Consider the following 24,611-nt stretch of genomic DNA (forward strand, 5'->3'; position numbering starts at 1 on the left):
TCCTCCCAAGGGTGTTTTGTATTTTTGTGCCGCTTTAACCCGGCGGCGTTTGTGCACCCGCAGAGTCGCAGGCTGAACCGCGCGGGATGAAGTTTTCCTCGAAGAAGCGCAACCAATTGCCGCCCATCAGGCCGTTGATTTCGCCCTCATCAAAGCCGACGTCGCGTAAGCCGCGCTCAAAATTGGGAAAATCGCGGTTGTCCTTGAACCAATCCGGCTGCGGCGGAAAACCGGGGGCGGCGGCGCTGCCCTCGCCATAGTCGATCTCCTTGGACCAGCGGCCCACGCGCATCCATTCGACGACGCTGTCGGGCTGGTCCTGACACAGATCCGTGCCAATGCCGAAATGCTGCACGCCAAATTGCTCGGCCGCACGCGCGATCATCTCGCAGAAATCGCTCAGCGTGCAGTCGGATTTTCCCTTGAGGTGGTGCGGATAAGCGGAAAAGCCCATCATGCCGCCGTTCTGAGTAACCGCACGGATGACATCATCGCGCTTGTTGCGCAGGGCGGGCTGCCATGAATGCAGGTTGGCGTGCGTGATTGCGATCGGGCGCTGCGAGAGGTCCGCCGCCTCGACGGTCGAGCGGTCCGCAGAATGGCTCATGTCGATCACCATGCCGACGCGGTTCATCTCCTTGATAACCTGCTTGCCCATGCGGGTGATGCCGGGATCCTCGGCCTCGTAACACCCCGTCGCCAATAGCGATTGGTTGTTATAGCTTAGCTGCATGAAGCGGGCGCCGAGATCGTGTAGCACCTCGACCAGCCCGATATCATCCTCGATCGGGCTGGGGTTTTGAAAGCCCATGAAGATCGCCGTGCGGCCCGTATCCCTTGCGAGGCGTACATCGCCCGCCCACCGGCCTTTGATGATCAGGTCTGGAAACTGCTCGAACCAGCGGTTCCACTTCTCGATATTCAGTACCGTCTCGCGGAAATTTTCGTGGTAAGAGATGGTAACATGCACCGCGTCCAGCCCACCCGACCGCATCTGGCGAAAGATTTTTTCCGACCAGTTGGCATATTGCAGACCGTCGATGCGCATCATCATTCGGGGCTGCCGCTGGCGATGTAGGACGTCTTGACGATGGTGTAGAAATCCCGCGCCGTCTGCCCCTGCTCGCGCGGGCCATAGCTGCTGTCGCCGCGCCCGCCGAATGGAACGTGATAGTCGGTGCCGGCAGTCGGCAGGTTGACCGTGACGACGCCGGTGCGCGCGTTGCGCCGGAAATGTGTGGCGCGGGCGAGGGACCGTGTCACGATGCCTGAGGTCAGGCCGAAATTGGTGTCGTTGACGGTGGCAAGGCCCTCGTCATAGCTGGCGACCTTGATGACCGAGGCCAGCGGCGCGAACATTTCCTCGCGGTTGATCTGCATGGCGTTGGTGGTGTTCAGGAACACGCCGGGCGACATGAAATAGCCCTCGGTATCCATGCTCAGACGCTCGCCACCGCAAGCCAGCTCCGCGCCCTCCGCGCGGCCCTTTTTGACCCACGCAAGGTTTTCGTTCAGCTGCTCTTCGGACACGACCGGCCCCATCTGGATGCCGTCGCTCAGCGCATGGCCGACCTTCAATGCCTTGGCGCCAGCGACCAGTTTTTCAACGAATGCGTCATGCACACCGTCCTGAACGATCAGGCGCGAGGACGCGGTGCATTTCTGCCCTGTGCCACCAAAAGCGCCACCAAGTGCCAACGCAACGGCCAGATCCAGATCAGCGTCGTCGGCGACGAACAGGGCGTTTTTGCTGCCCATCTCCATCTGCACGCGGGTAAAGTTCTGCACGGCAGCGACGGCAATCCCGCGTCCCACCGGGACCGACCCGGTGAAAGAGATTGCATCGACCTTGGGGCTTTCGACCAGCCGCTGACCCACGTCGCGGCCCGCGCCCATCACGAGGTTGAACAGACCCTTGGGGATGTCCTGACGCGCAATGATCTCGGTCAGTGCGTGGGCCGACGCAGGCGTGATGTTGGCGGGTTTCCAGATCACGGCGTTGCCATAGGCCAGCGCCGGCGCGATCTTCCAACTGGCGGTGGCTGTGGGGAAGTTCCATGGACTGATAATGGCGACAGTGCCGACAGGCTCGCGGCGCACGTCAACCTCGATATCGGGACGCACGCTGTCGGCATTTTCGCCCAGTTGGCGCAGCACTTCGGCGGCGTAATAGGTAAAGAACTGACCGGCGCGGAACACCTCGCCCTTGCCCTCGGCCAGCGGCTTGCCCTCTTCGCGGCTTAGCAGGCGGCCCAATTCTTCGGCGCGCTGCATCATTTCGTTGCCGATGGCGTTCAGCACGGCCTGTTTGCGCTCCAACCCATAGGCGGCCCACTCGACCTGCGCTGTGGCGGCGGCGTCCAGTGCCTGCTCCAGTTGATCGCCGCTGGCCTGCGCGTAGATTCCGACCAGATCACTCAGGTCCGAGGGATTGCGGTTCTCGATTTCGGCAGGGCCGGTGATCCACTCGCCCGCGATATAGTTCTTTTGCACGTCGGTCATGGCGATGATCCCTTGGTTGTGAGGCGGCGTCGGGCCGCGTCGTTCCTGTCGGCGGTGTTGGGTTGCGTCCCGGCCCGAAACTTGGTGCAGCCGCGATGTGCCACATTGTTCAACGCCTGCCCGTTTCAGAGCAATCGCAAATTGGTTAACTAGGCTTCAAGAAAACTGAATTTATGGGCGATTTCAGCCCGTCGTGTCCAGTTCTGCGCCCCGGATCGCCTGAGCCAGCGCCTGCACAGCCGGGCTGACGCCCGAATCGGGCAGCATCATCATCCAGACCTCGCGCCGTGTATCGGTATCGGCGAGGGGCAGGAATTCCAGATCCAGAAACTCGGGCAGGACGGCCAGTCGCGGCAGGATCGTCACGCCTGCACCCGCGCGCACCATGCTGAGGATCGACGCGGTGTTGCGCACCATCAGTCTGGAGGCGGCGAGGATCGGCTGAAAATCGGCATCTGGGATCTGGCTGCAGAGGCCATTGGCAATGAACTCGACCCCGTCCAGATCGGACCATGTCAGGTGTTGCCAGCTTTGCTCCAGCGCGTGGTCGATGGGACAGACCACGCCGTAGGGATCGGAAAACAGCAACTCGCGTTGAAATCCCGGCAGTGGGGGCAGTGAGGCGAGGCCGATATCGGCGCGTCCCTCGATGAGGTCGCGCTGAACCGTGCCGCTGTCGGTGTCGCGCATGTCGATGCGCACGCCGGGGCGCGCGGCCATGAAATCGCGCAGGATCGGCGGCATGACCGTCTGGGCCACCGACGGGGTGCAGGAAATGCGCACGTTTCCTGCACGCGCAAGCGCCAGCGCCTCGATTGCGTCGACCGTCCGTTCGAAATGGATCAGTTCGCGCGCGGCCTCGGCGCGGATCAGGGCGCCCAGAGGGGTTAGGCGCGACTTGCGCGCGCTCTCGAAAAGGGGGGCGCCGACGTGCTCCTCGAACTGGCGCAGCATCATCGAGATGGCCGACGGCGTGCGCCCCAGCGCCTCGGCCGCGCCGATCAGGCTGCCGTGGTCGGCCACCGCCTGAAAACAGCGCAGCATTTCGATCTTGATGGCCACTGCATGGTTGCCTTGCGTTGTCCGGTTGTTGTTATTCTACCGCACCCGACGCGCGGCGTCAGCCCACCGTGTAATATGGCGGTGTAGCATGGCGGTTCGCGCAGCGTTGGCGCGCGTGGCGCAATTGACATCCGCCGCGGCGATGGTGCATCTGTGAGGGAACAACGCTCGCCGAGGAGATGCCCCATGCCTGCCCGTATCTATCGCCCCGCCCGCAACGCCATGACCTCGGGCACGGCCAAGACTCGCAAGTGGGTGCTGGAGCATGTCGTAGGCACCGCACGCGAGGTTGATCCGCTGATGGGCTGGACGTCGTCCACCGATATGCAGGCGCAAGTGCGCCTCAGCTTTCCGACCAAGGAAGCGGCGCTGGAGTATGCCGAGGAACACGGCATCGACGTGATCGTGCAGGATCCGCAGGCGCGCAAACCCAACATCCGCCAAGGCGGCTATGGCGAGAATTTCGCGACCCACCGCAAGGGCGTCTGGACACACTAAAGCCGCTGTAAATCGGGGCAAAGTTGTCTCGGAATCGGGATAAAGATCCCGCGAGGCTGTTCAGCTATCCATATGCTGTAGATAAGCGTCTTTGTGCCACAAGATTTGGGACGGCCATAATTCTCGCTCAAAATTGCGATCGCATTCACCGACGGGCGGCCATTGTGGTCGCCCAAATCATTTCAAGCCCGGCTGGAGCCTGTTCCTGATGACCATCACCCACCTCGTCACCCATTCCGGTGGCTTTCATGCTGATGAGCTGCTGTCCTCCGTTATCCTGACGCGGTTGTTCCCCGAGGCAGAGTTGATCCGCAGCCGCGATAAGGCGTGGATGTCTGACGTCAGCGCCTGTGGGACAGATTTGAGGAATTGAACAACGGAGGATTTCTGGTTCATCGTAACCTTCATGGAGTGAAGATGAACAAGAAATCCGGAACGTCTAAGGACGCAGCTGACAAGCTGGTCAAGAACATCCGCCGCAAGACCCGTCAGACCTATTCGGCTGAGGAGAAGATCCGCATCGTCTTGGCGGGTCTGCGAGGCGAAGAGAGCATTTCGGTGCTCTGTCGCCGTGAAGGCATCGCCGAAAGCCTATATTACAGCTGGTCGAAGGAATTCCTTGAGGCTGGCAAGCGGCGATTGTCCGGCGACACGGCCCGGCAGGCAACGTCGCCAGAAGTCAAAGATCTGCGCTCGGAGTCACTTGCCCTGAAGGAATGCGTGGCAGACCTGACCCTTGAGAACCGTCTGCTCAAAAAAAGCATGACAGGGGCTGGGGAGGCAGAGAAATGAGGTATCCCGCGTCCGAGAAGCTGGAAATCATCCGAACGGTTGAAGGCTCACATCTACCGGCCAGGCAGACCCTCGACATGCTGGGCATCCCGCGCGCGACCTTCTACCGTTGGTATGATCGTTATGTCGACGGCGGCCTTGATGCCCTGGCGGACCACGCACCCCGTCCAGGTTCTGTCTGGAACCGTATTCCACAGGATCGGCGCGATGATTTGATCGAGTTCGCGCTGGAATTTGAGGCCCTGACGACACGGGAGCTGGCGGTGAAATACACCGACGAGAAGCGGTATTTTATATCTGAATCATCAGCATATCGTATTCTGAAGGAAGCTGACCTGATCACGGCGCCCGCGCATGTGGTGATCAAGGCGGCCGACGAGTTTAAAGACAAAACCACGGCAATCAACCAGATGTGGCAGACCGATTTCACCTACTTCAAGATCATCGGGTGGGGCTGGTATTACCTCAGCACGATCCTGGACGATTACAGCCGCTACATCATTGCGTGGAAGCTCTGCAGCACCATGCGTGCTGCCGATGTGACCGACACTATCGAGTTGGCTCTGGCGGAATCGGGTTGCGACCAGGCGGTCGTGCGCCACAAGCCGCGGCTGCTCAGCGACAACGGCTCATGCTATATCTCTGGCGATCTGGCCGATTGGCTGGAGGATCACAAAATGACGCACGTCCGCGGGGCGCCATTCCACCCACAGACACAAGGCAAGATCGAACGCTGGCACCAAACTATGAAGAACCGGGTTCTGCTGGAGAATTACTACCTGCCCGGCGATCTCGAGCAGCAGATCGGGGCCTTCGTCGAATATTACAATAACCAACGATACCACGAGAGTCTGAACAACGTCACACCCGCCGACGTCTACTTCGGCCGCGATAAAGCCATTCTCAGGGAAAGGGAGAAGATCAAGAAACAGACAATCCGACAGCGCCGCTTGCAACACCAGAAACAAGCCGCATAATCAATCACACGAACGAGCCAGAGCCTCCAATGCTCAAGCCGCTCTGATGTCCCATTTTATTTGACGACGGACACACAAGCCATAGCAAAGCTTCGTTTCTCTCAGACCAATACATAAGGTGCATGAAAAATGACACAAACCAATGATGACGCAGATATCGCCGATCTTCTTAAGGGATTTTCCACCTGCGCGGTTGCGAATATCAGCGATAATCTTGATCGAGCGGTCGGTGCTCGGGGTATTCGTCCGTTTCACAACGGTGGCACGATGGTAGGGACAGCCTTAACGGTCAAGGCTGCTCCGGGAGACAACACATATATCTATCAGGCGTTGGAGAACCTATCGCCTAGTGACGTGATTGTCGTTGACGGTGCAGGATACGAAGATCGCGCGCTCATAGGAGATATCATGGCAAACATTGCAGAAAGTAAAGGCGCTGCGGGGATCGTTGTGGACGGTTCTATCAGGGATGTTGATGAGATTTCGTCCAGATCCTTTCCAGTGTTTGCGCGCGGCGTCATACACCTTGGGCCCTATAAAGGGGGTGTTGGCAAGCTTAATGTGCCGATCTCGATTGGTGGAATGCCAGTCAATCCGGGCGATATCGTGGTAGGCGACGCAGATGGCATAGTTGCGTTCAGCCCCGGTATCGCCAAGAGTTTGCTCGAGGCGACGCGCCAGCAACAGGCCAAGGAGGCCGACATCTTGGCATCCATTGCGAATGGAACCTACGCTGGAGCCTATTCAAAGTAGTTCGGAACAACATGCTCATCGCGATGTTTGCCTCTTGGTGCGGACCATCGCGACCATGTTCCGGATTGGTTGTTGCGGCACGCCTGAAAGCGGCTGACTGGCGGCAAGCTGACTGGTAATTAAAGCATTCTAAAATTGGGTGCATGAGCGGCGCCAAACATGCTACCAAGGAATGATCTGCATGTTTCACGGAGTCAGTATGAACACCCGAATAACGCTCAAACAACTTGAAACGCTTTACTGGATTGTTGAATTGGGCACGTTCGAGAGGGCTGCCGAGAGACTATACGCAACACAGTCTGCCGTGTCCAAACGTGTGCAGGAGCTTGAACGAGGCGCCAAAATTGAGATATTCAACCGAAATCAGCGCGGCGCAAAGCTTACCGGCAAAGGCGAAGAGTTGTACGAAGTGGCAAAGAAAATGCTTCTGCTGCATGACCAGATATTCGAGTTGCGCAATACCGAAAGCCTTCAGCCGCGGTCGCTGAGAATTGGCATTACTGAACTCGTGGCCTCGACCTGGTTTCCTCAACTTGTAGCCGAAATCAGGGAACGTTATCCACAAGTCAGGCTGGAGCCAAAAGTGACCATGAGCAGAGATCTCTTCAGCGATCTCGAACAAGATCAACTTGACCTGATCATTATCCCCGAGACCTTTACTTTGCCGGAGTTTGTGACGGTTCCGATTGCAAGCGTGCAAAATTATTGGATGGCAAGGAAAGGATTCCTCGAGACCAATGTTCCTATCAGGCACCGAGATTTGGCTGAGTACCCCGTCCTTGTACAAGGACGACTGTCAGGGTCAGGAGTGTTCCTGAATAAATGGTTAAAAAGCCGCGGTGTGGTTTTTCCTGAAACTCTTGTGTGTGACTCCATGTCAGCACTGCTTGGATTAGCGATGGCGGGTTTGGGCGTAACTTATTTGCCCTATCACTATTGCAAACGGCTCATTGAAGAAGACAAGCTCGAAATAATCGAAACTGAAGTTCCGCTGCCGCCTGTACCCTACGTTGCTGTTTATCGCGAAGATCGGCCGCATGCGTTTGTGCAGGAGGTAGCTGAAATTGCACAGGCCAGCGCTGATTTTGAGACCAGCCTCATTGCGACGCTTTCCTGATTACATTTAGCTGGACCGTTTGACGCTGCCACAAAGCCCATTCCAAATCTGAGTAGTTATTGAAGACTTTTTGACACATAGTGGTAGCTGACATTGGTTAGCAGCCCAGCATCTGACACATTGGCTGATTGTGTTGAAAACTCCGATTTTAACCTTTGGCGATAAAATTTTCGCCCACTCATGGCCAATAGCCAAATTTGATGAGGGGGTCGACCAAATGGCGGCTGCAGCGCTGACCGATCGCTTCTTTGTCCCTGCTCGCACAATTAGACCGACTTTCAATCAGAATGTAACCTTGGCGAAAAATCACTGATTTCAGATTTTCGAGTTTTTCAGCAAAACCGACCGAAAGTAGTCTGTATGCTTTTCTATATTTTATAAATAGGCGAGTATACCTTCTCGAAGAATTGGCGGAAGCAGATGAATCAGGGTCAAATTCAACGCTTAGGTAGTGTCTTGCCAGTTGCCAAGACCGCTCACCGAAGGAACGGGCCGTGCGGTTCGGTCTGCAGCCGATGACGCGGTGGGCGACGGCTTCGATCATAAGTGCCGCGCAAACGAACCATTGCTGCCTTCGTGATTTATACCGGTGTCCTATCGGCTTGAGCCCAAGGTGCCTGCATGGACGATATCGGAGCGTCAGCTGCTCGGACCAAGACCTAGCGAAAGCGTCAGAGGACGCCTGCTCGCGCATTGACTCGACCACGGCGATCCGACCGGTCAGCAAAAAAATTCCCCGACTCCCGGTTCGGACCGGCCCATTTCTCAGGAATTCCAGATCAGGATTCGCCAAAAGGTTGCAGCGCCCAATGTTTATAGCGTTCGTGACCTGTTCTGTGATACGCTCTTGGTGACACCACGGCTCGTTTCTGCATTCCCTGGCGAGCGCGCAAGCATATTATTAAGGACAAATCCGGGTAAGTCAGGACATTGATACCGTCTGTTACAAGAGTTCTCGGGGCCGCTGCCCTGATCGTTTCACTGGTCATTCCGGCCGGGCCTGCGGCACCTCAAAGTTGCAGTCCGCGAGACTTCATGAACGAGCCGTTGTCTGCGGCGTCCAGTCAGCCCGTATGGATCCAAGCGATCGGGCTCGCGTTCCCGCAGGTGCAGATCCTCGGGTCACGCGAGTTCCGGATTGCCTATGGCGGCGAGACCATCGCAGCGGATCCGCCTACCGCACGCGCGATGCCCGAATTGATCGCCGCGCCGACGGTGGGTGACCAGTTCGCCATCGCTTATACCCCGTCGCGCACGCTCGATCTGCGTGCCACCCCGTATCACGATCCCGGTCGCGCCCGGCACGACGGTTTCCTGAAACTTCTCTACGGCGCAGAGTCGGGTGTGGTGGAGCAAAACCTCGAGACCGTCGCCGCCGGACCTGCGCGCTTCCGCGCGACTCGGCGGCACGGGGTCGCGTGTCAACTCACCGCTGCCCTTGCGGAGATCGATCTGAACGATGACCGGATCGCTCCGCTCTTTGACGAGATCGGCGGCAGCTATAACTGGAGGCGTATTGCCGGCACGGACCGGCTGAGCGCGCATTCCTATGGCATCGCCGTCGACGTGAACGCGTCGGTTGGCGGCTACTGGCGCTGGACGGGCGCGACCGAGGGCAATGTAGGCGCCTATCGCAACAGGGTGCCGTGGGAGCTGGTCGAGTCGATGGAGCGCCGCGGTTTCATCTGGGGCGGCAAGTGGCATCACTTCGACGGTATGCACTTCGAATATCGACCAGACTTGATTCTCTACAGCAGATTGACGGAAGGAGCCGAACAATGACCGCTCGCGAGTGGATGGCCGCGCTCGCGGTGGCTCTGACGACAGTCGCGTCGTCGGCGCTTTCTCAATCCCTACTTGAAACCTATCGCGCCGATATCGGCGAGATCGACCGCCGCAATTCGTCGGGTGCGCAGCTTTCCGACCCGGCTGCGATCCTGACGCAGGATCGCGCGAACGTGCATCGGTTCGGGTATCGGCAGGCCGGGGATACATCCGACAGCATATTTCAAAGCCGCGAGATGCGCGCGAGGATGCCTTCCCTTCTGGCGCGCGGCAGCATGTCGTCAGCAGCACAGGCGGCGCTCCGGTCGGGTGCCGCGGCGCAGCTGGAGGTACAGATCTGGGGGCAAGGCACTACGCCGGCGTACCTGACCGTTGACCTTGCGGCGGCTGCGCCGGTCGCCGCGGCCGATCCGGTGTTGAGCCCGACGGAACTGTCCCGATCCGCCCGCAGCATCCAGTCGGCCTTGAACGCGCTGGGGTTTGATGCGGGACCGGTGGACGGGCAACCCGGCCAGCGTACCCGGTCGGCCATCGCCGGCTTCCAGCGCGACATCGGCGCGGCACCGACCGGCGCACTTACACGGTCCGAACTGGCGATGCTGACGGCCGGAGCGCCCTCTGCGGGGCCGAGCTTCGATTGCCGTCGCGCCGGGACCCCGACCGAGATCGCGATCTGCTCGAACCCCTCGCTCGCCGCGCTCGACAGCGCTTTGGCTGAGGCATGGAACGCAGGTGGCCGCCGGGCCGACCAGGCGGCCTGGCTTCGAAGCCGGGATGCCTGCGGGGCCGATGTGGCGTGTCTTGAACACAGCATGCGCTCGCGCGTCTTTGCTCTCGGCGGCTCCCCCGGACAGGCGCTGGTCGCCGGTCAAATTGCGCTGGGTCAGCCAACAACGACCGGGCTCAGCGCTCTTGCATCTACTCCCGCAGCGGCGGCAACTGCTCCGCTCTCTTCCGGGCCGCGTGCGCATTTCGATCAGGGCACCCTTATTGATGCACCGGACGGCCTCGCGCGCAGGCTTGCGCTGCTGGAGATCAAACGTGATCCTGCGGTGCTCGACGACGCGAGCGTCCTGGATGCCATCCGGCGGCTTCAGAACGCTGAGACGGATCCGGCCGATCGCACCTTCAACGCCATGAACGCAATCGAGAAAGAGGATTCCCGCGCTGCTCTGCGTGCCGCCCTGCTGCAGGAAGCCGAGGCCGTGCGTCCTGTCACGCCCGAGGATCCGCTTGCAGTGACACTCTACAGTCATTCGCGGCCGCGCGAATTTGTCGAAGGCACGGGCCTCGAGCTTGTCGGCGGTGCCCCTCAAATGGTTCTCAACGCGCGCCCCTACCCGATCGGCTCAATCGTCGTCACATTGCCAGACGAGATCTCGGGCCCGTTGCAGATCGGCCGGTCCGAGGCGGCCGCCTTCATCGACCGCGTATCCGAAGAGCACTCGAACGGTCGGCAGCCGCGAACCGTGATCTGGGGGCAGATCACCCGCATCGGCCAGGACGACAGCGTCGAGAGCTTTGCGCGGCAATTGAATCAGCGCGGAGCGCCCGCCACGTTTGAGCCGCTGCGCGCGGAGTTGCATTTTGTGGCAATGGACAGCCGCCGCCGATCGATCCTGCCGCTTGAGCCCGGCAGCGAACCGGTGCATCGCTGGCCGCTGGGTGGCGCGGAAGCCCCGAGCGGCAGGCAGAGCGCGCTTGCCCTGGCGCAGTCACTCGGTCTGCCGACTGTTGATGGGGCGCTGGACGTCCCCCTGCCTGCGCAACAACGCAACGCGCCCGGCTGGGGGCAGTTTACGGCTTTCGCCTGGCTTGGGCAGCATCCCGATGCGCCGCGCGAAGGCAACGCCTTCGTCGGTGTGGCCCGGGGATTGTTGTCGGAAGCGGATCACCGCAGTTTCTTCGGGCAGCCGCGCTACGCGAGTACGGACATCGTCCGGAGCGTCACGACCGCGGGCTACGGATCCGACCCGTTTCAGGACGAATTCGCCCGGCGCGATGCCAAGCGGGTCTTCTTCGAGCGGTATTACGACTCCATTCTCGCGAATGCGCCAAGCTGGCCGGTTCAGGTCCGTCAAAGTGTCGAGCTGAGGCTCGGCACCTACAATTTTGAGACCGAGAGCTTTCCGCTCCAGCAGATCCAAGGCAACCTGTCGAACGGGCAGTTCCGTGTCGTCGATCTACCTGCCGACGCCCGCAACCAAGGGCTCGCCTCGGCGGAGCGGTTCGGCAACCTGCCCGCGGAGATCCAGGTGCCGCCTGATCAGGCGCGGGTGCTTCGCCAGATGGCGCAGGACGGTCTGGTGCAACTCGTCTGGTGGGCCGATTTCGACTATTCCCTGGATACCTCCGCCATCGAGCAGGCCTTCGGCAGCCCCAGGAACAACACGATGCGGACCGGGCAAGGAACGTTGCAGCGCATCGGCATCTATGCGGGTGCGGCGCTTGACGTAGAGGTGCTGTCCTTCCAGGTCGAGGACCTTCTCATCCCCTCTCCCAAGACGCCCACCGAACCGGCCGAACCTGTCGCATCCGATTTCGCGCGCGAGGTCGCGGAGGCCGAGATGTCCGACGGGGTCGCGATCGCCGGCCATGTCGCCCGGCTGCTTGGCGCAGGCGGGTTCGAGACCGTCGCGAAACTCATGCCCGAGGTGAAGCAGGCCAACGAATTCGACGCGCCCGGCGCCATGCAGGCCGCGACTGCGCAACTGCGCGCGGGCGCCGAGACGCCACTTGTGATCCGCAGCGGCGTCGCACTTGGAACCTACGACCTCGAGAACGGAACCTTTGGCTTCCGCGCGGACGGGCTGAACCTCCGGACAAGACAGGGCGATCTGCAGGTGACGATCAGCCTTGTCGGCCCTGATGCTTTTGCCCCTCTTGAAATGGATCAGGCGACGGCGCGTTATATCGTCGACCAGCGATCGCGCAACATCATGATGCTTGCCGAACTAACGCCCGAGACTGCCGAACGCCTACATGCCCGAACGCAGAATATCTCGCTTCTGGCCCGTCCGGAGCGGATCGTCTTCTACACCCAGGATGAGAACAACTTGCCCAAGGTCCTCGGCGAAAGGCGCTTCGACGATGCAAATTCCGAGGCAGAAGCCCGGATCGCCAGCCGGTTCGAGCCAGGAGAGTTCGTGGGACTGGACGAGATCCGTCTGGAGGTGACGCCCCACATCACCGACTTGATCGCCCTACGTGATGGCTACGAGCCGTCGGTCGAGACGCTGCCGGACATCGTTGCTGCCGCCTGGACAGAGCGCGATGCAGGCTTGCCCGGCCCGGCCGTTTTTGAGGCCGGACAGGCTCGGCCGGACCCGGTGTGGATCACGCGGCACCGCGAGATGATCCTGTCCTGGCTTCAGGCGAAGGCCGCGGCGCTCGGCCAGGATTTTACGGCGCGGATCACGGTCGGCAACGATCGCTCCTGCGGTAGCTTCCGTGAGGCTTATGGTCATCTTGACCAGCAGGTCATGACCGCGGTGCCGTCTCTGCGCGAGGACCAGAGCGATCTTGCGCGACGTCTGCGCGAAGAAAACGGCCCAATGAAGGTTTCACGTCGATACGCGATCACGCGGACCCGTCCGCACGCCGCGGAGGATCGCTGCACCAGTGAGATGGTCGTTCTCGTGCTTGAGGACGCGATTCACGAGGGGCGTCCGAGCGCCGGTGCCGTTGCCACGCAGATCGAGTTCACTCTCGGCGAGGCCGAGCGCGTGGACGGGATCGGCAAGGTCCCTGGGCTGGTGCTGAGGGGCGCGGCGACGGGAACCCGGATCGAGATGGGCGATGGCACGCTCGGCCCTTTGCTGACGCCTGCAGCCGTGCCGGAGACCGACGACACACAGCAAGCCGTTGCCGCCGCTCAGCAAGCCGAGGCGACCCTCTCCCGCGATGACCAGATCGCCGCGGCCCAGGCCAGGATTTCACCGCAACCTTCACAGCCTCAGCCCAAAGCGTCGGCTGACTGGCCGGAAATCACGCTTGAAGCGACTGGCGATGCGCAATTCGACCTTCTGGGGATCGCGCCCGGGCAAAGCATGCAGGAAGTTGCGGCAATGCTGTCGGCGCGTAACGGCGTCGAAGCGGTGTTCGAAACCGCCACGCCGCCCGACGGGGACGTGTCCGCGGCGCAGCGCGCGCTCGGATACCAAAGGGTGTACCTGCGCCGCGGCGGCACCGAGGCGCTCACGATCGCCTCTTGGGCACCGGAGGGCGAGGTCGTCGGCGTAATGCGCCGCATGGTCCTTACGGACCGTACGTTACCGTTTGATCGCATCGTTTCGGCCTTAACTGACAAGTACGGCGAGGCGGACTTCGTGACCCCCGAGGCGGAGCTGCGGGGATGGAATGCTCCGAAGCAAAACTGCTATATCATGCCATTAGGCCTGCAGGCCTTGCCGCGGCTCGTCCCTGCGGACGGCAAGACCACGCAACTGCTTCGCCAGAAGGGCTCGGCGTACCAGATCGGCATGGCGGACTTTCCGCCGAGCGTTGCAGAGATGTATTCCGGCTGCGGAGAGGTCGTGAGTTACATTGAAGAGCGAGGAGCCTCGCGCGGACATTCCGGATTCAGTCTGGTGCTGTTGGATTTCGACCGCTTGGAGCGGGCACGCGACGCTTTGTCGTCAGATGCGGCGGCGGACGAAGATTTCGATATCGAGTTCTGACAAAGAGGCTCGGCGACGACGTGCCTCGATTGACGAGAGGAATTGGTCGACGCGCGGCTCGACCAACGAAAAACCCGCCATGCGGACCATCAGGGGATTGCATGCGGTGGGGGAGGGATTTTACGCCTGCGATCCTGCGAAGCTGGCACCCACGAGCCGCATGGCAAAGGCATGACAGGTGGAGATCCGGCAGGCTGCCAACGACAGCGGAAATCGCTTGCGCTTCCAAGCCGGAGCGGACGCTGTGGGACTGCTGGATAAGCGCAAAGTGCAGGATGACGCGACATTCATCAGCGGCATCAAGGCGTTGATGAAGGACTGAAAGCACCCAGTTTTGGAACGGCACCAATGTCTGCTTCGCAGATGCCCCACTGCAGCGACGATTGACGTGCTCAAAGTCCGCTCGGAGCCCGCCTAGACGAGATGGCACAAGTTGACTGCCTGCTCAGGCACGGCTGTCAGAGAATCAATCCTGCGCTCTCGGCCCAACGATGCGCGTTGGCAAATCCCTATCTGCAAATTGTCCACGCATGTACGCCCGAACCCGGCACTGACCGGCGTGCTGACGAGGCGCATGGGGAACCCTGACGGCTCCATCCTGAGAAATGCAGATTGCCATGAATCCTGTCATCATTCCCTACCGCAGCGGACCCATCGCGGTTCTTGCCGATCTGCACTGGGATAGCTACGCCCGGATCGGGACCAATCCGATCGACGCGCACGACCTGCACCATGTCGCCGCTCGCACTGGCCGAAGACGCTGATGCCGAGACGCCGGAATACCTGTACTGGCTCCGCAGTCGCCTGCATGGAGAGCATTGCGCCCATGAAACATGGTTGGACGGACAGACCACCGAACAGGTTCTTGCAGCCTCGGAAATGCTTGGGGCGATCCTCGAACATGGCCATCGGGTCGCGGTGACGAAACTGAGCCGCGCACAAACTGAAGAGGCGACTGACATCGGCTTTTCAATCTATCGGGAAGGGCCTCAGGCGATTGAAGAAGCATTGGATACCATCCGCCGGACTTCGTCCGCGACCGCCGTTCAGGCTGGCCCCTTGGCCTATTATGGCCAGATCTTCGACTGGCTGGATCGCCGTAGCAACGCAATCGATCCCGGGCCGATCCGCGACATCCTGCGCGAACATATCGTCAAGCATTCCGCCGTGGAGCCGGGCACCACCGTTCTTGGAGCCGAGGTCACCGAGCGGCGGTTTTATACGATCTACAGCCTGTCCGCCGAAGTCGGCATCGACCGTCCGCGTCTCTCGCGGCTCCTCAAGAAGCTTGGCCAGATTCCCTCGGCTGCAACAGACGTGGAAAGCGGCAATATGGTGTTCGAGGCGGCGAAGACCGTGCCTCTGATTGAAGCCTTCAAAACAGCCGTGCCGCTACAGGACGTTCCCGAATATCTCGGAGCCAGCAAGCGGCAGGTCGAAGTTCTTTATCGTGCAGGCATCGTGAATCCGCTCGTTCCCAGAACTGGCCGCGGATCCGTCCGTCACGTCATCTTTGCCCGGCAGCATCTCGATGATCTTCTCCTCAAGTTATACGCGTTTCCGGAGCTCGCCGTCGGAGCAGGCGCTAACTTTCACCCGATTGCATACGCCTGCCAGCGCGGGGCTGGCCTCTTCGAGGATGTATTCGTAAAGATCTTGGCAGGGCAGATCCCGACTTTCCGCCATCCTGAAAGGTCAGGCGTTGGAGCCATCTATGTCGATGTGAAAGCCGTCCTCGAGATGAAGATGTAGGCATTATCCTTCCCGAAATCACCTGAAATCCAGCCCGCTTCGGCGGGCTTTTTTATGTCTTTTCGTTGTGTTCGCGAAAACTTGCCCCTATTCTCGCGGGATCTTTGCTCCCATTCCGATGGAGCTAAAGGGAAGATGTTGTTTTCGCTTGTAATTTCAAGCTCTTCCGAGATAACTATGGCCGGATTTACAGCCGCCAATCCGGGCGCGGCGCGCCTGTCGTGTGGGTGTGCAATATGGCCCCCTGACCCGAGTCCGCCCGATCATGCAAGCCGCCCCATCATATCGCCGCGATGCGCGCTCACTATTGTCGCTGGGCATGCCGTTGATCGGCAGTCATCTGGCGCAGATGGCGATCCACCTGACAGATTCCATCATGCTGGGCTGGTACAGCGTCGAAGCGCTGGCGGCGCAGGTTCTGGCACATACGTTCTTTTTCATCTTCTTCATCATGGGGTCGGGCTTTGCCTTTGCCGTCATGCCCATGGTCGCGACCGCCTGCGCCGAGGGCGACGACCGGCAGGTCAGGCGCATCACACGCATGGGCTGCTGGGCTTCGCTGATCTTTGCCGCGCTGGTGCTGCCGGTAATGGTCACATCCGAGGCGCTGTTTCTGGCGCTGGATCAACAGCCGCTGATATCGGCTTTGGCGGCTGACTACCTGCGCATCGGGGGCTGGGTGATTGTGCCCGCGCTGATGGTGATGGTGCTGAAATCCTACCTCGCAGCATTGGAGCGGACGCAGGTCGTGCTATGGCTGACACTGGGGGGCGTGGCGTTGAACGCGTGCGTTAACTACGCGCTGATCTTCGGCAATTTCGGGTTTCCCGAGATGGGCGTACGGGGCGCTGCCTTTGCGTCGCTGGGCGTTACCTCGGCTACGTTGGCGGGGCTGTGCATCTACGTCGCCATCGCAACACCTGAGCATGCGCTGTTCAGCCGTGTCTGGCGCCCTGATTGGGAGGCGTTGCGCGACGTTTTCCGGCTGGGCTGGCCGATCGGGGTGACGAACCTTTTGGAAACGGGGCTGTTTGCCGCGTCATCGGTGATGATGGGCTGGCTGGGCACCTTGCAACTGGCGGCGCATGGGATCGCGATGCAACTGGTATCGCTGACCTTCATGATCCATCTGGGCCTGTCCAATGCGGCCACAGTGCGTGCGGGGCAATCTTATGGGCGGCGCGACAGGCCTGCGCTTCGCTCGGGTGCGGTCGTGGCGGCGGCGTTGTCGGGCGGCTTTGCTCTTGTGACGGCGGCGGCGTTCGTTGCGATGCCGACATGGCTGATCTCGGTCTTTCTCAGTCCGTCCGAGCCTGACCGCGCTGCCGTCATCGTCATCGGCACAGGGCTGCTGGCCGCGGCGGCAGTGTTTCAACTTGCGGATGCGGGGCAGGCCATGGCGCTGGGCCTCTTGCGCGCTGTGCGTGATACGCGCGCGCCGATGATCATCGCCGGGATCAGCTATTGGGTGATCGGGATACCCGCCAGCTATGTGTTGGGATTTCCCATGGCAATGGGCGGGATCGGCGTGTGGATCGGGCTGGCCATCGGGCTGGTGGTGGCGGCGGTGCTATTAGGCGTGCGGTTCTGGCGCTGGACGGAACGGTGGGAGGGGTGACGTGACGCTCGCCACTCCGGCAGGACGAATGCCGGCTTCAATCCTCGCTTAACAGTCGATCAGCCTTTTTGCGCACCAGAACTGTGCGTAGATCGTGCATCGCCAGCAGTAGCGCATCGGTGACGGCATCCAGCTGCGCGTCCGTTGCCTTGCTTTGGACCCAATGCGCGGTCGTGTTGAGGTAGTCCACCGCGCGGTGAATATCGTCGATGTCGCGATACTCCATCAGTTCAAGCCGCTCGGCGATCCAGTCGCGGATGACGGTGATATCCTCGTCAGACAACTCGCGCTCGCCATGGGGCTTGATCTCGCCCTTGCGGATATTGACTACGGCGATCTGGTCCAGGTCGATCCGGCGTTGGCGGTTTTCGGTGTCGACACGGTAAACGAAAGCCCCGTTTTCGCGCACCCTGAAATAATAGTCGGGCAGCTCTTCGGTCATGCCGTGTCGCCGTTATCAAGCACGCGCCAGAGTGATCCGTCGGGGTCGTGCAGGGTAAACATGCGCGGCGCATCCCCGCCCAGAACAATGGGTGCCGCCCCCATTCTGGGGAAGGCATCGCCTTGGGTTGCAATGCCCTTATCCAGCCATTCGGCCTGCACGGCGTCTATGTCGTTCAGCCTCATGCAAGCGGAAAACCAGCTTCCCGAAGCGTCAAGATCGGGGTGGGGAAAAAACTCCACTTCCATCCCCTTTCGAGCGAGGATCATCCATCTCTCACCGCGATATACCGTCTGAAATCCCAGCGTTCCATAAAACTGCTCGGTGATGTCGAAGTCTCGGCTGGGCAGGTTTGCGGTGATCCGGTCTGAGGTCATGACAGTCCTTTGCAGAAATCCTGAATCCGCGTGCAAGCCTCGCGCAGCGCGTCGTCTGAGGTAGCGTAGCTGACGCGAAAGTTGGGCGATAGGCCGAAGGCCGCGCCAAAGACGACGGCGACGCCCTTGTCCTCGAGCAGTGCGGTCGCAAAGACCTCGTCGTCGGTGATCTTGGTTCCGCCCGGCGTCGTCTTGCCGATGCAGCCCTTGATAGACGGATAGACATAGAACGCGCCTTCGGGGACCGGGCATTCAATGCCGATCGCGTCGTTCAGCATCCCGACCACCAGATCGCGGCGACGCTGAAAAATCTCGTTGTGCTTGGGGATGAAATCCTGCGTGCCGTTCAGCGCCTCGAGGGCGGCCCACTGGCTGATGCTGCAGGGGTTCGACGTGCTCTGGCTCTGGATCTTGCGCATGGCGGCGATCAGGTATTCGGGACCAGCGGCATAGCCGATGCGCCAGCCGGTCATCGCGTAGGCCTTGCTGACACCATTGCAGGTCAGCGTGCGGTCATAAAGCTGTGGCTCCACCTCGGCAGGGGTGCAGAATTTGAAATCGCCAAAGACGAGATGTTCGTACATGTCGTCGGTCATGATCATGACGTGGGGGTGGCGCAGCAGCACGTCAGTCAGCGCCTTCAACTCGTCCCATGTATAGCCCGCACCTGTCGGATTTGACGGCGAGTTAAAGATAAACCACTTGGTTTTCGGCGTGATCGCCGCCTCAAGCTGATCGGCAGTTATCTTGTAGGCGGTGTCCATGCTTGCCTCGATGAACACCGGCTCGCCGCCTGCCAGCAGGACCATGTCGGGATAGCTGACCCAGTAGGGTGCGGGGATGATAACCTCGTCACCGGGGTTCAGGGTGGCCATAAAGGCGTTATAGAGGATCTGTTTGCCGCCGGTGCCGACGCTGACCTGAGCGGGGCTATAATCCAGATTGTTGTCGCGCTTGAGCTTGGCGCAGATCGCCTGCTTTAGCTCGGGCATGCCGTCGGGGGCGGTATAGCGCGTCTTGCCCTCGTCGATGGCGCGCTTGCCGGCCTCGCGGATATTCTCGGGCGTGTCGAAATCCGGCTCGCCTGCGCCCAGACCGATGACGTCGCGCCCGGCCTCTTTCAACTCGCGCGCCTTGGTGCTGACGGCGATGGTGGGTGAGGGCTTCACGCGCGACAAGGTCTTGGACAGGCTGGTCATGGCGGTCTCCGGATTTGATAGTTCGGCGTCGCTGTTCTAGGTTGCGCGGCAAGCCTGATCAAGCACGATAAAAGACGAGGCTGCATGGAGGATGTGAATATGACTGCCGAAACTGAGGAAAAATGGTTCGATCCCGAGGCGACCACGTTTGGCGATCGGCTGGCTGGTGCGCGCGAAATGGCCGGGATGACACAGGCGCAGCTGGCCAAACGACTCGGCGTCAAGAAAAAGACGATGGATGATTGGGAAAACGACCTGCGCGGTCCGCGCGCCATGCGTCTGTCGATGCTGGCGGGCCTGTTGAACGTGTCGCTGCTGTGGCTGCTTACCGGCGAGGGCGACGGCCCGGGCGAGCCGGGGATCGCGAATAGCTATGTGCGCGGCAGTCACCAGCTGCTGGATGAAATCCGCGCGATTTCGGCCCAGATGGCGCTGAACGCCGAGCGGTTGGCCCGCGTCGAAGAAGAGCTGCACGCGCTGCTCAAGGACGACGATGACGGAGCCGCGTGACATCCGCCTGCGCAGGCTGACCATGCGCTCGATGCGGCGGGGTATCCGCGAGATGGACATCATCCTGATGCGTTATTCACGCGCTCGGCTGGAGGGGCTGAGCGATGCGGAGCTTGACGTCTACGACGCGCTGCTCGACGAGAACGATCAGGATCTCTACCAGTGGGTCAGCGGACAAATCGCGCCGCCCGCGCAATATGGTGCCATGATCGACGACATTGCGGCGGTGCCGGACACGGCCTGAAATCGGGCGTTTTTGGTGAAATAGTTAGCATTTTATCGGTAAAAGCGTTTTCTTGGCTGCGTTTAACCGATTATTCGGCAATTTAGTTCAGCTTCTGTTCTCAGGCAGGTTTTGCACGGAGAAAGAAATGAGCATGCACAAATCCATGACCCCCCCCACTGAGGACAAGGGTTTCATGGCCGGATATCTGGACGCCTTGTCGCTGGTCGAGCGGCTTCACCGGTTGCTTCTGGATGTGATCAAGGATGAATTTGAACGCGTCGGCGTTCTGGACATCAACGCCGTTCAGGCGCTCTTGCTGTTCAACATCGGCGACAATGAGGTGACGGCCGGTGAGCTGAAATCGCGCGGCTACTATCAGGGCAGCAATGTTAGCTACAATCTGAAGAAGCTGGTCGAGATGGAGTATATGCACCATCAACGCTGCGAGATCGACCGCCGTTCGGTCCGTGTCCGGCTGACGCCGCGCGGGCGCGAGATCCGCGATGTGGTGACTGACCTGTTCGGCCGTCACGCCGAAGGATTGCAGGCGCGCGGTGTTCTCGGCGCGGACGGGATCGACCAGATCGCTGGATCGCTGCGCCGGGTCGAACGGTACTGGACCGATCAGATCCGCTACATCTACTGAGGGTGGGCGGCGCGCCTCACCGGCTCGCGCGCAACTGTGACAAGGCAAGGGGGCGCAACTCGCGCCTCAACTTGCGGATCATGGCATCCTCGAAATCGTCAAAGTCCTGCGCCGTTTCGACAAAGGCGCCGGGCCCGCGCACCACATCGGTGCGGTAGTGGTCCAGCAGGGTGCGCGTATGGGTCAGATCCTTGGTCACGTTGTCGCGTCCAGTGGGGTTTATCACCAGCGCGTTCACAGTAACCCGGGGCCGCGCCGTTAGCGTGACTGAGTCGGGAGGCGGGCCTGCGTTCGACGGCCCATCGCCGGAAATGTCCAGCGTGTGCTTCCAGCAATCTTCGCGTTCAGCCAGCATGTTTGCGCCAAACACCAATGCGGCACCCAACCCAGTATAGGGGTCAACGAATCGACTGTCGGTGCTGCGCAGGCGGCCCACGACATGGGCCAGTTGTGACTGCCCGGTGATTTGGGTCCAGTCTATCAGCACGTCTTGCTGGTCCGGCGCACCCCATTGATAGACCGCTAGGGCCACGGTCGTGCCCGGAGTGCCAAAGAGAGCGCTCTGCGTTTCGGGATGCTCCAGCGCGGCGGCGAGGCCGTCCAACTGAAGGCGGTTTTCGGCATTATCAACTGACCCCGACACGTCCAGCCCCAAGGCGAGAGCCATCCGGCAAGCGCTCTCAGCGGGTGCCGCACATAACAGCATTGCGGCCAACGCGAGGGCCGCGCCGCACTTAGCCATGTGGCGACGGGCGCGGCGCGGCGCGTGCGCCCAGCACCAGATCATTGATCTCGCGAAACAGCTTGCGCGTCATCGCCGCGCGAAACCCGTCGAACCCATCCGACAGCTCGACAAATGCGCCCGGACCATGCACGACCTCACGGCGGTAGAACGCCTCGACTTCGCGATCGTCACCTAGGACAACCAGCCCATTGACCTGAACGTCCTGCAAAGGAAAATGGCGATAGGCGAACTTGGGCGCGTAACCGTAGTTGTTGATGCCGTCGCCGGACATGTCGATCACGCGGCGGTCGCACTGCGGACCGCGTTTCAGCAGCGACGCCGCATACCCCAAGGCCTCACCTACGGACGTAGGAAATCCCTCGAAGCTGCGGGTTATGTTTCCGAGGGCGAGCACCGCCCGATCAATTTCGGCGTGACTGTCGAGCACGGTCCAGTCCATATGTATCCGCTGCTGAAATCGTCCGGACCATTCGAACACGGCCAGCGCGACCGGGCCACCTTGGCCACGCAGTATGGCGCCCCTCACGTCCGGCGCGTCCAGCGCGGCAGCAAGGCCCAGCCGTTGCAGATCGTATTCCTCGACATCCACCGATGCTGACACATCCAGCGCCAACACCAACGCAAGGCGGCACTGGGATTGGGCAACGGCAGCCGTCGCCCATAACAGCGCTAAAATAGCCGACAGGCCTGCAATTGCGGAGCCTGTCAGCGTCCTGCTTATCGAGACTTCTTTTACCAATGCCCCGTGTTTTCCATGCTGGCCCACGGCTCGGCCTTGTCTAGGGCATCGCCGGCCTGCAACAGCTCGATCGAGATGTTGTCGGGGCTGCGCACAAACGCCATATGCCCGTCGCGTGGCGGGCGATTTATCGTCACGCCGTTCTTTTGCAGATGTGCGCACATGTCGTAAATATTGTCCACGCGGTAGGCCAGATGACCGAAATGGCGGCTGTCGTCGGGCAGCTTGTCGTCGCCGTCCCAATTATACGTCATCTCGACGGGGCACTCGTCCTGCCCCTCGGGCGCCATAAAAATCAGGGAGAAGCGGCCGTCCTCGTTGTCCATGCGCCTTATCTCGCGCAGACCCAGAAGTTCATAGAATGCCATGGATTTCTCAAGGTCTTTTACGCGGACCATGGTGTGCAGATATCGTGTCGTCATTGCTGTCTCCTTTGCAGTCTTGCTTACATTCTATCCTAGAAGGATCTGCGGCTGCGTCCACCTCCGGCGCGACGCTGCGCGGTCTGCCTTTATTTCACGGCGATCTGCGGCTAGACAGATTTGCAATCGACTCAGCCATTCACGCCGCGCCAAAGGACCAGCCCATGCCCCTCACCCCCGAGCAGACAGCCGAAATCGACGCGCAGCGCGCGACGCCGCAAACCACCCTGCGTGCTACGGCGCATGGGATGGAGGCGCATCTTTATACCGCCTACCCCGTGCTGGATCACGGTTTTGTGCGCGTCATCGATTATATGGGCGACGACGCGGCGATCACGCAGGCAGCGCGCGTCAGCTACGGCAAGGGCACGAAATCCGTGCAGAACGACGAGGGGTTGATCCGCTACCTCATGCGCCACTGGCATTCGACCCCGTTCGAGATGTGCGAGATCAAGTTGCACGTCAAACTGCCTGTTTTCGTCGCGCGCCAGTGGATTCGTCACCGCACCGCCAACGTCAACGAATACTCGGCCCGCTATTCGATCCTCGACCGCGAATTTTATATCCCCGCGCCCGATGCGCTGAACGCGCAGTCTGTGGTTAATAATCAGGGGCGTGGCGATTTGCTGGAGGGGGAGGAGGCGCAGCGCGTGCTGAAATACCTCACCGATGACGCGATGCGCGCGTATGACCACTACGAGGCGATGATCTCTGACGAGGGCCAACAGGGCCTCGCGCGCGAGTTGGCGCGCATGAACCTGCCCGCCAACATCTATACGCAATGGTACTGGAAGGTCGATCTGCACAACCTGCTGCACTTCCTGCGCCTTCGCGCCGACGCCCACGCCCAATACGAAATCCGCGTTTATGCCGATGAAATCTGCAAGATCGTCGCCGACTGGGTGCCCTTCGCCTACCGCGCGTTTGAGGATTACCGCATGGGCGGCGCGCAGATGTCCGCCACCGCACTGGACTGCGTCCGCCGGATGCTGAAGGGCGAAGAGGTGACGCAGGAGAACTCGGGGATGAGCAAGGGGGAATGGCGGGAGTTTGAGGGGTTGTTGAGTGAGTGACTTAATCAGCGCGATTTATTGGATACCGCTAGGTGAATTTATTGTCGCGTTTTTCAAGGCGACAGCTTGGCCTGGCGCGGTAATCTTGGTTGCATTTTGGTTTTCTAAAGAAGTAAGAACTCTCATACCGCGAATAAGTAAAGTTAGCTTGGCCGGGGTGGAGATTTCTCATCCAGTGCAGCAAACGAACGATCCGAAGGAATTGGACAAAGAGATTCTGCAGAAGGGAAATGCGGATAAACTAACTGATCCAGTTGCGAGGCAAATTGAGGAGGCCAACCTTGAAGATCTAAATAATCTCGATCCAGAAGACAGTAGGAAGCGAGAGAAGGTGCTACTAAGATCACTTACTCAACAGCAGATGCAGAAGCTTTTTGCGATTGCTTATGCTAATATATTTGGCAGCCAAATTAGAGCGTTGCATGAGCTGAATTCAAGAAGTATTTCTGTCGAAGAGGCCGAGGAAATGTTCACGGAGTTAAAGCGCGAACAGCCAGCTCTTGAAAACTGGACTTTAAAAAGGTATTTGGATTACCTTTTTGTGTGGCGCTTCATTGACAAGAAGGGCGACGCAATAAGCATAACTGAGACTGGAAAAAACTTTCTTCACTTTCTGGTATTGAACTCTCTTTCAGAGAGTAGGCTTAACTGAAACTTCATTATTCGGTGCCGAAGCGTGCCGTATCGTGAGTGTTAA

General features: G+C 60.1%; 24 protein-coding genes and 1 pseudogene. 16 read left to right on the plus strand and 9 right to left on the minus strand.

Translation table 11 applies throughout. The features are described from left to right. Positions 1-34 precede the first annotated feature (34 nt). The 3 genes from U3654_RS01245 to U3654_RS01255 all read right to left on the minus strand — a co-directional run bounded on the left by U3654_RS01245 (position 35) and on the right by U3654_RS01255 (position 3,564). Positions 35-1,048 carry a membrane dipeptidase gene (locus U3654_RS01245; protein WP_324755351.1) on the minus strand — a complete coding sequence of 338 codons (1,014 nt, stop codon included), beginning with the start codon at positions 1,046-1,048 and terminating at the stop codon, positions 35-37. Between the two features lie 2 nt (positions 1,049-1,050). Next, positions 1,051-2,502 (minus strand): aldehyde dehydrogenase family protein, encoded by a 1,452-nt coding sequence (locus tag U3654_RS01250; RefSeq protein WP_324753556.1) that lies wholly within the window; start codon positions 2,500-2,502, stop codon positions 1,051-1,053. Between the two features lie 183 nt (positions 2,503-2,685). Next, complete coding sequence (locus tag U3654_RS01255) at positions 2,686-3,564, minus strand: LysR family transcriptional regulator (RefSeq protein WP_324753557.1); 879 nt, start codon at positions 3,562-3,564, stop codon at positions 2,686-2,688. Positions 3,565-3,750: 186 nt separating this feature from the next. Here U3654_RS01255 and U3654_RS01260 point away from each other — a divergent pair, with 186 nt between their 5' ends. From U3654_RS01260 to U3654_RS01310, 11 genes and pseudogenes are all read left to right on the plus strand, one after another. Further along, the gene (locus U3654_RS01260) at positions 3,751-4,062 is read left to right on the plus strand and encodes an ETC complex I subunit (protein ID WP_324753558.1); all 312 of its coding nucleotides are present in this window, start codon (positions 3,751-3,753) and stop codon (positions 4,060-4,062) included. A 208-nt stretch (positions 4,063-4,270) separates the two neighbouring features. Next, positions 4,271-4,399, plus strand: a pseudogene (locus tag U3654_RS01265) (MYG1 family protein); the annotation flags it as partial. Positions 4,400-4,479: 80 nt separating this feature from the next. Further along, positions 4,480-5,831, plus strand: a protein-coding gene (locus tag U3654_RS01270; protein ID WP_324751533.1) for an IS3 family transposase whose coding sequence is annotated in 2 segments (ribosomal slippage) — positions 4,480-4,816 and positions 4,816-5,831 — 1,353 coding nt in all. Because the reading frame shifts where the segments join, the coding sequence is not laid out codon by codon here. Positions 5,832-5,960: 129 nt separating this feature from the next. Further along, positions 5,961-6,584 carry an RraA family protein gene (locus U3654_RS01275; RefSeq protein WP_324753559.1) on the plus strand — a complete coding sequence of 208 codons (624 nt, stop codon included), beginning with the start codon at positions 5,961-5,963 and terminating at the stop codon, positions 6,582-6,584. 199 nt (positions 6,585-6,783) lie between these two features. After that, the gene (locus U3654_RS01280; protein WP_324753560.1) at positions 6,784-7,701 is read left to right on the plus strand and encodes a LysR family transcriptional regulator; all 918 of its coding nucleotides are present in this window, start codon (positions 6,784-6,786) and stop codon (positions 7,699-7,701) included. A 1,035-nt stretch (positions 7,702-8,736) separates the two neighbouring features. After that, positions 8,737-9,483, plus strand: coding sequence for a M15 family metallopeptidase (locus tag U3654_RS01285; RefSeq protein ID WP_324753561.1), 747 nt, complete (start codon positions 8,737-8,739; stop codon positions 9,481-9,483). Next, positions 9,480-14,165 carry a peptidoglycan-binding protein gene (locus U3654_RS01290; RefSeq protein WP_324753562.1) on the plus strand — a complete coding sequence of 1,562 codons (4,686 nt, stop codon included), beginning with the start codon at positions 9,480-9,482 and terminating at the stop codon, positions 14,163-14,165. The genes U3654_RS01285 and U3654_RS01290 overlap by 4 nt, the downstream gene beginning before the upstream one ends. 178 nt (positions 14,166-14,343) lie before the next feature. Continuing rightward, positions 14,344-14,487: a hypothetical protein gene (locus tag U3654_RS01295; protein WP_324753563.1), complete on the plus strand. Its 144-nt coding sequence runs from the start codon at positions 14,344-14,346 to the stop codon at positions 14,485-14,487. A 295-nt stretch (positions 14,488-14,782) separates the two neighbouring features. After that, positions 14,783-14,929, plus strand: coding sequence for a hypothetical protein (locus U3654_RS01300; protein ID WP_324753564.1), 147 nt, complete (start codon positions 14,783-14,785; stop codon positions 14,927-14,929). Beyond that, the gene (locus tag U3654_RS01305; protein WP_324753565.1) at positions 14,898-15,917 is read left to right on the plus strand and encodes a hypothetical protein; all 1,020 of its coding nucleotides are present in this window, start codon (positions 14,898-14,900) and stop codon (positions 15,915-15,917) included. The genes U3654_RS01300 and U3654_RS01305 overlap by 32 nt, the downstream gene beginning before the upstream one ends. A gap of 265 nt (positions 15,918-16,182) precedes the next feature. After that, complete coding sequence (locus tag U3654_RS01310; RefSeq protein ID WP_324753566.1) at positions 16,183-17,535, plus strand: MATE family efflux transporter; 1,353 nt, start codon at positions 16,183-16,185, stop codon at positions 17,533-17,535. 37 nt (positions 17,536-17,572) lie between these two features. Here the strand turns inward: U3654_RS01310 and U3654_RS01315 are convergent, their stop codons facing one another. Genes U3654_RS01315 through U3654_RS01325 form a run of 3 tightly spaced genes read right to left on the minus strand, consistent with a single transcriptional unit; the run spans position 17,573 to position 19,553 of the window. Continuing rightward, positions 17,573-17,977: a hypothetical protein gene (locus U3654_RS01315; RefSeq protein WP_324753567.1), complete on the minus strand. Its 405-nt coding sequence runs from the start codon at positions 17,975-17,977 to the stop codon at positions 17,573-17,575. Next, positions 17,974-18,354, minus strand: a complete 381-nt coding sequence (locus U3654_RS01320) for a bleomycin resistance protein (protein WP_324753568.1) — start codon at positions 18,352-18,354, stop codon at positions 17,974-17,976. Before U3654_RS01320 ends, U3654_RS01315 begins: the two co-directional genes overlap by 4 nt. Beyond that, positions 18,351-19,553 carry a pyridoxal phosphate-dependent aminotransferase gene (locus U3654_RS01325; RefSeq protein WP_324753569.1) on the minus strand — a complete coding sequence of 401 codons (1,203 nt, stop codon included), beginning with the start codon at positions 19,551-19,553 and terminating at the stop codon, positions 18,351-18,353. The genes U3654_RS01320 and U3654_RS01325 overlap by 4 nt, the downstream gene beginning before the upstream one ends. Before the next feature lie 99 nt (positions 19,554-19,652). Between U3654_RS01325 and U3654_RS01330 the strand changes: the two genes are divergently transcribed. The 3 genes from U3654_RS01330 (at position 19,653) to U3654_RS01340 (ending at position 20,935) form a co-directional block, all read left to right on the plus strand. Beyond that, the gene (locus tag U3654_RS01330; RefSeq protein ID WP_324753570.1) at positions 19,653-20,063 is read left to right on the plus strand and encodes a helix-turn-helix transcriptional regulator; all 411 of its coding nucleotides are present in this window, start codon (positions 19,653-19,655) and stop codon (positions 20,061-20,063) included. After that, complete coding sequence (locus tag U3654_RS01335) at positions 20,047-20,307, plus strand: succinate dehydrogenase assembly factor 2 (protein WP_324753571.1); 261 nt, start codon at positions 20,047-20,049, stop codon at positions 20,305-20,307. The genes U3654_RS01330 and U3654_RS01335 overlap by 17 nt, the downstream gene beginning before the upstream one ends. A 127-nt stretch (positions 20,308-20,434) precedes the next feature. Then, positions 20,435-20,935, plus strand: coding sequence for a MarR family winged helix-turn-helix transcriptional regulator (locus U3654_RS01340; protein WP_416384542.1), 501 nt, complete (start codon positions 20,435-20,437; stop codon positions 20,933-20,935). A 16-nt stretch (positions 20,936-20,951) separates the two neighbouring features. On the opposite strand, the gene U3654_RS01345 is transcribed toward U3654_RS01340, so the two are convergent. The 3 genes from U3654_RS01345 to U3654_RS01355 all read right to left on the minus strand — a co-directional run bounded on the left by U3654_RS01345 (position 20,952) and on the right by U3654_RS01355 (position 22,841). Next, complete coding sequence (locus tag U3654_RS01345; RefSeq protein ID WP_324753572.1) at positions 20,952-21,602, minus strand: DUF1194 domain-containing protein; 651 nt, start codon at positions 21,600-21,602, stop codon at positions 20,952-20,954. A 67-nt stretch (positions 21,603-21,669) separates the two neighbouring features. After that, positions 21,670-22,446 carry a DUF1194 domain-containing protein gene (locus U3654_RS01350; protein WP_324753573.1) on the minus strand — a complete coding sequence of 259 codons (777 nt, stop codon included), beginning with the start codon at positions 22,444-22,446 and terminating at the stop codon, positions 21,670-21,672. Continuing rightward, entirely contained in the window at positions 22,413-22,841 is a 429-nt protein-coding gene (locus U3654_RS01355) for a VOC family protein (RefSeq protein WP_324753574.1), read from the minus strand. The genes U3654_RS01350 and U3654_RS01355 overlap by 34 nt, the downstream gene beginning before the upstream one ends. A gap of 164 nt (positions 22,842-23,005) precedes the next feature. Here U3654_RS01355 and thyX point away from each other — a divergent pair, with 164 nt between their 5' ends. Continuing rightward, entirely contained in the window at positions 23,006-23,914 is a 909-nt protein-coding gene (thyX, locus tag U3654_RS01360; RefSeq protein ID WP_324753575.1) for an FAD-dependent thymidylate synthase, read from the plus strand. Continuing rightward, positions 23,907-24,566: a hypothetical protein gene (locus U3654_RS01365; protein ID WP_324753576.1), complete on the plus strand. Its 660-nt coding sequence runs from the start codon at positions 23,907-23,909 to the stop codon at positions 24,564-24,566. Before thyX ends, U3654_RS01365 begins: the two co-directional genes overlap by 8 nt. Positions 24,567-24,611: the final 45 nt, after the last annotated feature.

The sequence above is a fragment of the Roseovarius sp. Pro17 genome (assembly GCF_035599575.1).
Classification (GTDB): domain Bacteria; phylum Pseudomonadota; class Alphaproteobacteria; order Rhodobacterales; family Rhodobacteraceae; genus Roseovarius.